The following is a 13,154-nucleotide window of genomic DNA, read 5'->3' as shown; positions in this document are numbered from 1 at the left end:
TGTAACGGTAGACATCCGTCCGAGCTTACTTTATTCAGCCACGGCTCCTCGGAGATGATTTTCAAATAACGTCTGCACACCGGCTTTCAGCAATACACCGGCTCTCTGGAGAACAGCTCACTATTTTACTCTTTCTCGTCTTCAGATTTGTATACTTTATTAGAAGTTATTTTATGCCATTGGGCAATTAATTGTCAACTAATTCAAAATAGATTTTTATTTATATCCTTTTTATCTATTTCTATACAATTACTTTTCAAGTTCTCGTAATCCTGCTAAATCTTCATCTTCCTCTGCAAGTTCAGCAAAGAATCCTGTGTCATCTTCACGAAGCACAATTTCAAGTTCTTCTTTCGCCTCTTCAATTCTGTTTAATAATGCTAAGTAGCAAGCATGATCGTATCTTGCTAACAAGTGTGTAGCATCAATTTCTAATATATCACTTGTTATTTTTTCTGCTTTGGTAGTTCCCCCAGCTCTATGATACGAAGATGCTAAAGCAATAAGAATTGCCGTTTCATTTGGATGATGTACAGAAGCATCTTCTAATAAATGAATCGCATCCTCAAACCTCTCTTGACTTTGGTATATTTCTGCTAAAGTAAGGAATCCTCTACTTACAAACGATGTTTTCTCCGTTAATTGTAAACATATTTTTTCTGCTTTTCTTTCTTCCCCAGCTTTCAAGAATACTTGTGCTTGTAAAAGAAGCGTATCATAATCATCCGGTAGCTCTCGAACCATTTGTTTCGTTAATTCCAACGCATCTCGTAACATGCCTTCTTCTTCATACTCAATGAAAAGATTTACAAGTTGCTTCGCTACATCATAATCCCATTTATTTTCTAGCGATGTTTGCAATACTTCTATTGCTTCTTTATTCATTGCCGCATTCTCGTAAAATAGTGCAAATCGCTGCGCTGCCATACTATTTTTTGGATTTAACTTTAACGAAACTTCATATAAATCAATGATTGTAGTAATCATTGAAATTTCTTTCGCGCGGTTTTTCATACGATAAAAAGCTCTCGTAAATATAGATTTTTTCGGTTGTTCATTTTGTTGACGTTCAATCCATCTTTCTGTAACCGCAGCTGCGGCATACATAAATGCCCTACTTCTTTCTGCTTTTTTCACCTTTAACGTATGAAGTGCGTCTCGTATTTGAGATATTTTTTTATGTTGTTCTACTGCTTTTACATATACATCAAATATACGTTCATTATTTAATTCTTTATGCATTACTTTCATTGCAACTTCAATTGCACTCGCATCTCTTTTTTTCACTAATACTTTCGCATAATGATATAGAACTTCTGTGTGTCCCTCATCTAATTGTAGCGCTTCTTCAATTCGCACCTGTTCTTTATCTATTTCATTCATCGCACCATATACATATGCAATAGCATCTAAACGCCATATTTCGGGTACTTCTCTTGCTAATTGTTCTAGTTCAGTCAGCAATTCTTCATGAAGATTCAAATCTACTGAAAGCTGTGCCAAATATTCCATATTAATATGCAAAGGCTCTTCTTTCATCGCCTGGACCATATGACTTTGTTCTTTAGAACGATTTTCTTCTTTTTCGTATATTTCTGCTAGTTGCAAATGTACACCTGCGAAGTTTTCATCCAGCTCTAAACATATTTCATACGCTTGCTTTGCTTCTGTCAATTGTCCTAATACCATATATGTTTCGCCGATTCGATAATATGGCAAAGCAGTTCTCTTTTGTTCGATTGCCTTATTGTATCTCTTCATTGCCTGATCATACTGTCCAATAGATTCATATAAAATACCAGCATAACAACCGTATTCAATTACTTCCGTTTTTTCTTTTTGTAGCGTTCTTAAAAACGCTATGCCTCGTTGCACGAAAGCTGTTCCTTTTATTCTATTTACATACTCTTCTAACACGTTCTCTATATTACTATATAACTTACGTATACCGTCCTCTAATTTAGAAAGTGCCGTTTTCAACTCAGCTTCATTCCCGCCTAACGCAATTTCAGCATCCCACAGCACCATGCCAGCATTCATAAGAAAATCTTGATTGTCCTCAAATTGCTTATTGATACTAACAATATAATTTTTTGCATCCTCATATTGTTCCTTTGCCATATAAACTTGAATTAAACCGAAATGAGAATATACATCTTCATTATTTTCTTCTAAAGAACGCTTATATATAGTTTCCGCTTCTTCAAGTTCATCATTTTGAAAATGTACATCTCCTAAACGAACATATAAAGATGCCTGATCTTCACAATTTTGAATTCCTTGTAATAAAATTTCCTTCGCATTATTCCCATCATCTAAATCTGATTCATAGATTTCCGAAAGCTTTGTATATAAATAGGCTGCTGTTTTATCTAATTGAATTGCTACTTTAAGTCCTTTTACCGCCAAATACACTTTTCCTAAATGTTGAGCACATCTTGCACGTTCATACCAAATGTGCGCTTCATACTTATATTCTTTTAATAAATCATTAAAGAATCCATATGCTTCTTCATATCGTTCTAAATCTATTAAAATTAAACCGTGATTTACAAGTGTAAACCTTTCTGGGCTACGTTCTATAGCTGTTAGCGAATACTCTAGCCCCTTTTCGGATTGATCCATATACATGTATGATAATGCTAAGAAACTCCACGCAACTGGTTGGTCTGCATCCAGTTGTAATGATGAACGAAAACTAGAAATCGCTTCTGCATAATTATCTTGCTCAAAAGAATAACGTCCATTTATAAAATGATACAACGCTTGATTGCTTTTCTTCTCCACACTTTGAAGCATATGTCCTGCTTTTTCCATATCTTGCAGACGAATAAAACACTGTGCACTATGCAATTTCACAAAGTCAGAGCTTGGAAACTTTTCCATTAATTTTTCTATACAAAACTGAATAAAATCTTTATCTACTTCAGCATCTAAATGTTTAATCGTATATAGCCAAGTGTTTGGATTTTCACTTGTTTCTTTTAAAAATAATACTAATTTTTCAATTCCCTCTTTATCTTGCTCAGCTAAATGATCAGTAAGAGAAAAAATTGATTTATAATAATTATGTTCTTCCTCATCTAAAAATAAAAGTTGTTCCATTCTATCTTTTGGTGTAAACGTAATAGCTAAACAATCTGTATAACGATATTTTTCTTGCAACTTATCATATTCCACAAGAATCGGTTCTAAGAAATTCGGATCTTGAATATAAAAAGCTTGCAGCACGTCGTCATAACCAGAAAGTACTTGTACATGGGAAGCGTGCTCAATATCTATACTTAATAAAACGGGAATACCTTGATCAAGTAATCTCTTATAATTTTCCTCATTCCCCTGAAAGTAACGATATTCGTAACCTTGCTCTTCTATATATGTAACTGTATCTGAAAACTTAGAACCTGTTACATCAAAAATATGTTGTGCAATTTCATCTTGCGTACGTTTTTCTCCCCATACCCCTAACATCATTTCCAAACTTGTCGGAACGCAATAGTTATCCTTTTGTACAACCGGAACTATTGGTAAACGAACCTTTTTTCCATCAGGATTTTTTTCTATATGATGATATAGAGAATTTTTCAAACTCTTTTCACTTTTCAATAGTGCTTGCAAATCGTGAATATTATTTATTTTATAAAATGCTTCTGCACGTAAATGTATAAAATAAGTTGTATATGCATGATACGGAAGCATGTGATTGATTTCATCTATTACCGCTAACATTTCTTCATAGCGCTCTAGATCTAATAAATATTTTACTTTTTCAAAATAGAAATATGGTACTTGAGGGAACTTTGCAATCGCATCATTTATGAGTTGTAATGCTCGCTGCTGTTCACCTTTATATGCATATAATTGCGCCAATAAGTACGTAGCTAACTCTTCACAATCTTTATGCTGCTGACCGGCTAAAAGTTGTTCCTCTGCTTTCTCCCACTCACCAGTCTGTATATATAAGTAACCCCATTTATCAAAAACTGCACGTGTACTATACTTTTCCGCCTTTTGCATATAGGCATAAGCCTCTTCATTGCGCTTCATATCTAACAAACATCTAACTAACGTAAAATATGCTTTCGTTAAAACATCCGCATCAGTTTCCTCTTCATTTACCTCTTCCAAAGAATCTTTTAATAATAGTTCAGCATCAAGGATTTTACGCTCATCAATTAACTCATCACAATATAAAGAGAGCGTTCTCATATTTGGGAATTTTTTATAAGTATAACGAATTAAAAAGGAGCTATATTGATGCATCAAACCTTCATCAGCAAGGCGAATTAATGTATCAAACTCTGTAAATGATGAAACGTTAGAAAGCCAGTTCTTCACGTATGATAACTTATTCGTTTCTTTTATATGTGCAATTTCATTATTTATCTCCTGTAATCCATCTGCAAATCTCTTTTCTTTCAAACAAATCTCTAATTGCTTAAAATCTAGCATGCATTCACCTCAAATTATTATTTATACTGCCATTTGCAAGCAGTATTCTAACCTACTTGCTTAGATTTTACACATCATATAGTATGCATTCAACTAAAACCTCATATAATGAACGATATTATTTAATATTATTCAAGTTTCTCACTAAATATCTTAAATACATTGATTTTTATGGGGATTTCGTTTAATTTGATGAAATAATGTATAATCTTATTCCAGTAAATGAAATTATACCGACGATAATTGATATATATCAATCGGCTCTTTTATTATATCAGCGATTCACTCATCAAATTTTAAATCTACAAAAACACCGTAATGATCACTTGGAAATACGTGTGATGAAGTTAATGCTGAATCTCCAAATACAGATACATTTTCTATATTTAGAGATTCAAACGAATCATTCTCTTGTATCAATATCCAATCATATCGTTCTTCTTTCTTTACATTCCCTATTAAATTTGTATTCTTTCCATAATCTAAAGTTGGCTGAGCCAAAGTGCAATCATGTTCTTCTTTAAACTGAGCTACATCTATCCATTGGTTATCTACTAAGTATTGATGGACACTCGAATCAGGATTGGCATTAAAATCACCACAAAGTACTTCATATGTACTATTTTTACTTTTACTCTTAATCCAATTATGTACTGTGCTAATTTGTTCTTTCCTTATCATAATTGACTTCCAATTCAAATGAACATTTGTTATTCCGAGTTTGCAATCTCTATATTTAAATGTAATTCTAATGGCACAATAATTAGCTTCCTTTGTATCAGTTTCCCAAATAGCCTCTTCAATTAATATAGGAACCTTACTTAAGAAAGCTAATCCTTCATCTGGAGAATCTGGATATTCTTTAAATATACAAAATGGATAATTTACTTGCTCCGCAATATATTGTGCAACATTTGTCTTCTTTCCTTTATTATTAATACAACTTCGAACTTCTTGAATTGCTAATATATGTGGAGCAATATTTTGGACTTCTTCACAAATAGCCTCTAACCTTTCAGACCACAATGTTTCATGATTCCAAATATTAAAAGTAGCAATTTTCATTATATCGCTACTTTTTAACATTGTATTTCGCCAAATGTAATTTTCATATTCGGAGCATAAACTAAAGATGAATGCATATGAAATGCTTTAAAAAACCGTAGTTCCGCTTCATATTGAGCTAGCGATTCTTCATATGTTAATCCTCTAGCCATTAAAAGTTCTATAAATTGCTGTTTATCACCTGGATTGCCCGCAATTCCCTCTTCTTTTAATGAATGATACAAACTATATTTATCATTATGATACATATTAGAATCTAAAAAGTTCACCTTATCACTTACTCTACACTCGATATTTCCCACACCCAATTCACTTAAATACGTAGGTATTTTCATACCGATATTTCCATCTTTACCGTTTCTCTGTGTATCCCTTTCAAATAATTTCTGCAAAACACCTAGCTGAATAATTTTCGATTGATTCTCTCCATCTAATACGTATGAAGACATATTTGACATCCAATGTGGTTCAAAACAGATTATTTTACCACCTTGTTTAATTGAATGTATCATCTTCTCTAGCATCGTTTTCGGGGAACTCATATGTAATAAGAAAGCCTGACAGGCTGCTATATCATATTTATTTTCCAATTCAATTTCTGTAGCATCTCCTTCAATAAATTCTGATTCATATGGAAGCGAACGAAACAACTCTCTCGCTTCAGCCATTAATGCTTCCCCGCTATCAATACCTGTATACTTTGATCCATTTGGAAGTAACGGCAACAAAACTAAGCCTAAATATCCATATCCACAACCATAATCAACAATATGTACCGGTTCAGTAATCTTCCAAACTGTATTCACTAAAAAACTTAAATAATCATCGTTATAATATAAATCTCTCGTATTTCTTAAATACGCTAGCTTACTATTCCAATCATATTTTTCCAAAACCCACGCCTCCTTTTATATACAAAACTATAGTTCTCCATTTAATAAATGTATTCCTATGTTTCTAAAAATTTTAGAGATGTTTAATTTTAATTAATGCGTTAAATTGTACATGTTCTTTACTCTCCCACCTATTTGACAAACTAATCTTAAAAAAATAAAAAGGACTACATACCTGAAACGATATATAATCCTTTTCATAATAATATTGGAATAAACAGAAGTTTAGTTAGTACAATCACAATCTGAGCAATCGGTACAATCTATTACGTCACAATCTAAATTCCCCTTTTTTTTGCTTCTTTTTAAATAAAAATATAGTAGCACCATAAATAACACGCAAATAACAAAAGCTATTGTTGCTTCTATATATTTTTCATGAATGATAAAACCAATTCCACTTCCACCTGATATAAAAATTAGAATTATGTAAATCCAAAACATGTAAGTAGCTACCTCCGTTGATATTTGGTTTAAGATATAATCCATATAATACTAGATACAATAAATAGTCCCATACCATTACCGCTTAATAGGCCGGTAGTTACTCTTAGCAAATTTGTACTGCTTCGCCATTTCCACTTTTGGGTGAATCCATCAATTATTAATGGAATTTGAGCAAAAAAGAATAGCATTAATGAGAGACTAAACGAAGGTGTTATTAAAAAGTAAATTGGAAACATACATAAACCAATAAAAATACCTGTGCATCGCGCACATAAAGGCATGTATTTTTGTAGTTTAAGAAAACTCCTTTCCGGTAGTCTATGACAAGGAATGTGTAAAATGAAACCTCGAATCAATACGGACCATCCTCTCTACAAATATTTTAATTGATTTCGTAACAAAATTATAGCGTTCTTACACTTCGCAGCGTATAACACACCTTATAGATAAGAATTTATTCAAGAGAATACAAAAAGAAAAATCAGGTTAATGATCGCCTGATTTTTCTTTTTGTTATAATATTACGCTTTAATTTGATTTGCAGTTCTTCCCTAAAGTAATGTAAATATTTCTTATTGCGTTTAAGCACAAAAGTATTATTTTACATCTCCTCAGGTGCCCCTACCCCAAGTAAACGTAATCCCTCTTTTAATACAACCGTCACAGCGTAAGCTAATGCGAGTCTACTCTCTTTTTCTTCGTTCTCTTCTAAAATACGAACATTTCCATAATATTTATTGAACGCCTGTGCTACATCTAATACGTATTTTGAAATAATAGATGGCTCATTTTTGTTGAAGGCCGCTTCAATTACTTGCGGGAATCTGTTGAGTAATTTTACTACACTCCAGCTATAATCGTCCTTTAATTCAAAAGTACACGTTTCAAACTCTACACTTTCTTTTCTTAAAATTGAACAAGCACGCGCATGTGTGTATTGTACATACGGTCCTGTTTCCCCTTCAAATTTCAACATATTTTCTAATGAGAATTCAATATTATGCATACGCTCATTTTTTAAATCGTGGAAGATAACTGCTCCAACACCTACTTGCTTTGCCACTTCTTCTTTTTGTTTTAAATTCGGATTTTTCTCTTCAATATTTTGTTCCGCAAGTGCAACAGCTTCTTCTAGTACTTCTTCTAATAAAATAATTCTGCCCTTACGTGTCGACATTTTCTTACCGTCTTTTAATATGAACCCGAACGGCACATGTTCCATTCCATCAACCCAAGTATAGCCTAGCTTTTTTAATACAGTGAAAAATTGATTGAAATGTAAACTTTGTTCTGGTCCAACTACATAAAGTGCTTTATCAAATCCATATGTGTTTTGACGATATAAAGCCGCCGTTAAATCACGTGTTGCATAAATAGTCGCACCATCTGATTTTCTAATTAAGCATGGCGGCATACCTTCTTCTTCTAAATTAACGACTAATGCGCCTTCTGATTCTTCAAGCAAATCATGTTCTTCTAAAATTCCAATAAAATCTTCCATTAAATTATTATAGAAAGCTTCTCCTTGAAAATTTGTAAATTCCACACCGAGAAGTTCATAAATACGTGAAAATTCTTTTAAAGATTCGTGACGGAACCAGTTCCAAAGCTCGACTGCTTCTTCATCACCTTCTTCTAATTTTTTAAACCAAGCGCGTCCCTCTTCTTCTAGTTCCTCGTTCTCTTTTACCTCTTCATGGAATTGAACATATAACTTAAATAACTCACGTATTGGATCCTCTTTAACTACTGCTTCATTTCCCCATTTTTTATACGCGGTTATTAACTTCCCAAACTGTGTGCCCCAATCGCCAATATAATTGATTCCTACAACTTCATAACCACATTTTTCGGCGATATGTTTCAGCGAATTACCAATCATTGTAGAACGTAAATGCCCCATTGAAAAAGGTTTCGCGATATTAGGAGAGGAATAATCGATAACTACCGTTTTTTCACATCCAAAGTGACTTTGACCGTATTCTTCTTTCTTAGCTAAAATCGTTTTTAATACTGCATCACTTACAGTTTCACGATTGAAAAATACATTTACATAAGGACCAACAGCCTCTACTTTCGTAAAGAACGGATCATTTAATTTCTCCGCAACTTCCTTCGCTATAATAGCTGGTGATTTTTTATATTGCTTCGCTAGTGAAAAACATGGGAACGCTGCATCTCCGAATTCATCTTGTTTCGGTGTTTCGATTAAATCTAAAATTTGATTTTGCGTTAATTCACTCGTAAAAATATTCGATAAACTTTTTGCAAACTGCGTTTTATAATCCATAATACAACCTCCTTATTTTTTGAATACAAAAAACTCGTCTCTAAAAAAGAGACGAGTTTTAACCCGTGGTACCACCCTTGTTGTTCATAACGAACCACTTTCCCGTTTATAACGAGGACAGGGGACCTCGGCTTACTCTACTATTCATTCAAGAAGCATCTCCGAAGTGCGCTTCATCTTTTTCTTCCGCACTAGGCTCACACCATCCCTAGCTCGCTTTCCTTCTGAAAAAGACTACTCTCTTCATCACCGACAGTATATTTAATTAATTATTGCTTATTATACATCTTTTCAAACAATTAGCAAGGGTCAATTACACCAAAATGAAACTTTGCACTTCTTCTTTTGTATACGTGAAAATTGTGTTTTTCAAATCTAGCACTACGGAAATGGTCTTTCAGAACGACACGCTTTCTCGCCACACGCTTCGCTTCCGCAATTGTTTCATCAGTAATATCATGATACAAAGCGAAGTGTTTTAACCCTTTAATTCCATCTGATTCTATGACAGTCTCTTCAAACATCGGATCAAGGTAAACAACGTCATAACTATTATCTTCACATTGCGTTAAAAATGCGAAATGCTCTGTTTGCTTTACCTCGATTCTTTGCATTGCCTCATCAATTTCTGCAATAGACGAAGACCAAGTTTGCAAGCCTTTTTCCATGATATAAGCCATATATTCATTTCCTTCAAGTCCTGTTACTCTTCCGCTTTCACCAACAATATAACTAGCTACAATACTATCTGATGCCATACCGAGCGTACAATCTAACACTATCATTCCGCTCTCTAATTTAGCAGCTTGTACAAACGGATCGTGTTCTCCGCGCATTAATCTTTTCACACGAAACATCGCTGAGTTTGGATGAAAGAAAAACGACTCTTCCGTTCCTTTTGGATAAATGGCTAAACGATTTTTGCCTACAACAAGTACATCTTGTTCATACTGTTCATGCAATTTATGTACAGGTATATCATTACGTATAACGAAAGAACTATTTAATTCTTCTGCTACCTTATTTGCATAAGCTGTCATTTCTTTATTTGTTCTTCCTGCTGTTGTTACTATCATTGTTTCACCTCTATATAAAGAAAAGAGGGAGATTCACTCTCCCCCTACTTTAGCAATTCTTTTCGAAAGCTTGTTCTAAGTTCGTAATAATTTCGTCCATAGTTGCACCTTCAATTTCATGACGATGAATGAAGTGAACAACTTCTTTTCCTTTTAGTAATGCCATAGATGGTGAAGATGGAGGAATTTCTCCGAAGTATTCACGCATTTTTGCAGTAGCATCTTTATCTTGACCTGCAAATACAGTTACAAGATGATCAGGTTGTTTTTCAGCACGTACAACCGCTTGACCTGCTGATGGGCGTGCTAAACCAGCTGCACAACCACAAACAGAGTTTACAACTACTAAAGTTGTACCTGCCGTGTTTTCCATAAATTCTGTTACAGCTTCTTCTGTAGTTAACTCTTCAAATCCAGAACGCACTAATTCTTGGCGCATTGGAATTACCATTTGACGCATGTATTCTTCATAAGCATTTGACATCTTGTAATCTCTCCTTCAACTTTCATTCCAAATTCATCATATCACGCTCTATTAATAGGTGCAAAAGAAAGATAACGATGATTTCATTTTTTTGTAGGGATTTCACAAACCCCTTCACGGCAGTGTCCAACTGGGACGAGTTTTCTATTGTTAGCGATATAATCGTATACTTTACTTCCAAATCCAAGTACGATAGATAGCTTTATAAAAGGCACTGCAAACCAATAAGATGGAACAGCCTTTGCTAATACGTTAATGCTATGAATTCCATCATACCACTTATTATTTTTTAAAATATACAATCTTTGTTCCATCTTACTTTGTAATTCTTGAGAAAGTTCATACTTCTCAACTACATCTTCATCTCGAAATGAAACAAATTTCATCTTACCCTTTTTATCTAATCTTTTCGTACGCTCTGCAACTGCTGTACACATCGGACACCAACTATCATAGAAAACAATCATAAACTATTCCCCTTTACGAGACTCCGTCATTTGCTTCCATACTGATCCTTTGGCTTCTTCGCCGCCTTCAATACGTTCTAAAGCTAAACGCGCTTGCATCGCCACTTCAAACTCTGGATCATCTTCTGCTGCTTTTAGTGCCGGAATTGCACTTTCATCACCAAGTTCAAATAAGAACATTGCTGCACGCCAGCGTACTAATTTACTTGAATCTTTCAGAGATTTAATCATAACGAACATCGCTGCTGGATCACCTACGTCTGATAAGCAATCTCCTGCTGTACGGCGGACACTTACTGAACGATCCAATAGCGCTTTATATAATAACGGCAATACTCCATCACCTTTTACCATACCTAAATACGCTGTTGCTAAACGGCGGATAGATACTTTCTCATCCTCTAATGCCATTTTCAATATCGGCATATCTTCTTCAGTAGGATCCATTTGTTCTAAAGCCGCAAAACGGTTTTTCCAGTCAGAATCTTTCATCATCTCTTCTGTTACTTTATATGGCTCACGCTTTTGAATCGTTACTTCAACAGCACCAGCTTGATTCAATAGTTCTTTAACCGTTTCATTTACACGTTCTTCTGAATAAGCAGCAACAATTTCTTCTACTACTTCTTTCCCGATTTCTTCAAAATTACCGTAACGTGTACTTTGCTCTACCCATTTGCGCTCTTTCACAACGTTAGGTGCAGACATTTGCACTTTCATAATAGATTCTTTAAAACGATCAGGTAAGCCTACACGCTCTTCCGATGTTCCATCTGTTAACTTCACTTGCATCGGAATAGTAAAGAACATTTGAACAAACACTTTCACTTCTCCAAAATGAGAAAGTTGTTGTTCTTCGCTTTCTTCCACTATTTCTTCACCAAAAACGGCACGAACTTGTTGTAATAAAACTTTCCAGTCATACTTCGCATTTCGCTCCACTGCTAAAAAGTCTGCTACATGGTATACACCTTTAATGCCTTCTATTTTCAAAATTTCTTGCACTTGCATTGGTGCTTGTTCTTTATTTTCATTTGTATAATTATTACGCGCTCCTGATGGTAATACTTCATTCAAAATAACTTTCATTGTATTTGGACTTGGCGTTGGTTCAATTGCTTTAATTTTCACGTAAAAATACTCTCCTTTATTGCGTGTTCTTAGCTGTATTGTAACATGTTACTCCTCTATACTCCTACTCGGATGCTTAATTTTGCTGATTTCTTCCCGCTACCTTACTATTTCATTCTTTTTTTACATTTCAAATTAGGAATGAGATTTTAAAACCGTTCGTTTTCGATAAGTTTTGTTTTAAGGAGGGAATTTATGTTCTTTGCCCTACATAAAAAAAAGTATCTGTATCATAATTAGATCATTCATTTTAAAGTGAAGTGAATAAATAAAGCCCTGGAGGGTATTACTTAAAAAAAGAAGAATGATTAAAAACTATAAAAGCGTTGATACGAATGCGCTCTGAGGGACTTATTGGTGGAGAATTGATTTCTGAAGACATTTTGATTGTGGATGTTCCGGAAGATGAATTTATGGAATTGCTACAGGCCGACAAACTGTAGCTAAAATATGGAGAGTTTACTAACTGATAGTGACCTCCCTCCTATTGATGTCCATACTCCATTATGGTTGTGAAGTCGTGCAGGCTTCTCGCAACTTTCAAGTTTAGAAACATTAGGAGGCAACACTTTATAGAAATGAATAAAAAATAAATATATCTATATTTTTTTATCCATTTCTTGAGGTACCGCCAGCATTTATGAAGAACAACACGCTAAGCAAAAACATACAATAAGCTGTCCATATGGACAGCTTATTTACATAATTTTCGATATAGGAAGTAGCCATTCTATCCTTTTAACTGTTGTTAACAGTACAAATTAATTTTTCCAATACTTGAGCTACACCATCTTTATCATTGGTATCGGTAATAAAATATGCAGCATCCTTCAATTTAGGTATTGCATT

The 13,154-nt window shown here is 34.1% G+C and carries 11 protein-coding genes and 2 other annotated features (1 of these 13 running past the window's edge); all 11 genes read right to left on the bottom strand.

What is annotated here, in order from left to right:
- Window positions 1–151: a binding site (T-box leader), on the bottom strand (it extends 88 nt beyond the left edge of the window).
- 98 nt (window positions 152–249) lie between these two features.
- The 11 genes from JDS80_RS21220 to JDS80_RS21170 all read right to left on the bottom strand — a co-directional run bounded on the left by JDS80_RS21220 (window position 250) and on the right by JDS80_RS21170 (window position 13,148).
- A complete protein-coding gene (locus tag JDS80_RS21220) occupies window positions 250–4,452 on the bottom strand; it encodes a bacteriocin-processing peptidase family protein (protein WP_199639917.1) in 4,203 nt (1,400 codons plus the stop codon).
- A 282-nt stretch (window positions 4,453–4,734) separates the two neighbouring features.
- Window positions 4,735–5,538: an endonuclease/exonuclease/phosphatase family protein gene (locus JDS80_RS21215; protein WP_071745237.1), complete on the bottom strand. Its 804-nt coding sequence runs from the start codon at window positions 5,536–5,538 to the stop codon at window positions 4,735–4,737.
- A complete protein-coding gene (locus JDS80_RS21210) occupies window positions 5,532–6,410 on the bottom strand; it encodes a methyltransferase domain-containing protein (RefSeq protein ID WP_199639916.1) in 879 nt (292 codons plus the stop codon). Before JDS80_RS21210 ends, JDS80_RS21215 begins: the two co-directional genes overlap by 7 nt.
- Window positions 6,411–6,635: 225 nt before the next feature.
- Window positions 6,636–6,854 (bottom strand): hypothetical protein, encoded by a 219-nt coding sequence (locus JDS80_RS21205; RefSeq protein WP_071745239.1) that lies wholly within the window; start codon window positions 6,852–6,854, stop codon window positions 6,636–6,638.
- Window positions 6,855–6,883: 29 nt separating this feature from the next.
- Complete coding sequence (locus tag JDS80_RS21200; protein ID WP_199639915.1) at window positions 6,884–7,213, bottom strand: DUF2085 domain-containing protein; 330 nt, start codon at window positions 7,211–7,213, stop codon at window positions 6,884–6,886.
- Window positions 7,214–7,458: 245 nt separating this feature from the next.
- Entirely contained in the window at window positions 7,459–9,147 is a 1,689-nt protein-coding gene (argS, locus tag JDS80_RS21195; RefSeq protein ID WP_098889005.1) for an arginine--tRNA ligase, read from the bottom strand.
- A gap of 44 nt (window positions 9,148–9,191) precedes the next feature.
- Window positions 9,192–9,406: a binding site (T-box leader), on the bottom strand.
- 40 nt (window positions 9,407–9,446) lie between these two features.
- Entirely contained in the window at window positions 9,447–10,223 is a 777-nt protein-coding gene (locus JDS80_RS21190) for a class I SAM-dependent methyltransferase (RefSeq protein WP_098889006.1), read from the bottom strand.
- A 49-nt stretch (window positions 10,224–10,272) separates the two neighbouring features.
- A complete protein-coding gene (locus JDS80_RS21185) occupies window positions 10,273–10,707 on the bottom strand; it encodes a BrxA/BrxB family bacilliredoxin (RefSeq protein WP_000063705.1) in 435 nt (144 codons plus the stop codon).
- Between the two features lie 83 nt (window positions 10,708–10,790).
- Window positions 10,791–11,174 (bottom strand): thiol-disulfide oxidoreductase DCC family protein, encoded by a 384-nt coding sequence (locus JDS80_RS21180; RefSeq protein WP_002085930.1) that lies wholly within the window; start codon window positions 11,172–11,174, stop codon window positions 10,791–10,793.
- Window positions 11,175–11,177: 3 nt separating this feature from the next.
- Window positions 11,178–12,305: a conserved virulence factor C family protein gene (locus tag JDS80_RS21175; protein ID WP_071771321.1), complete on the bottom strand. Its 1,128-nt coding sequence runs from the start codon at window positions 12,303–12,305 to the stop codon at window positions 11,178–11,180.
- A gap of 738 nt (window positions 12,306–13,043) precedes the next feature.
- On the bottom strand, window positions 13,044–13,148 hold the full coding sequence (locus JDS80_RS21170) for a hypothetical protein (protein ID WP_346011391.1): 105 nt from the start codon (window positions 13,146–13,148) through the stop codon (window positions 13,044–13,046).
- Between the last annotated feature and the right edge of the window lie 6 nt (window positions 13,149–13,154).

Origin of the sequence: Bacillus cereus group sp. N8 (assembly GCF_016483685.1) — a bacterium.
Lineage (GTDB): Bacteria > Bacillota > Bacilli > Bacillales > Bacillaceae_G > Bacillus_A > Bacillus_A proteolyticus.
The sequence above is the reverse complement of the archived record's forward strand: the minus strand, read 5'-3'. Positions and strand labels throughout refer to the sequence as shown.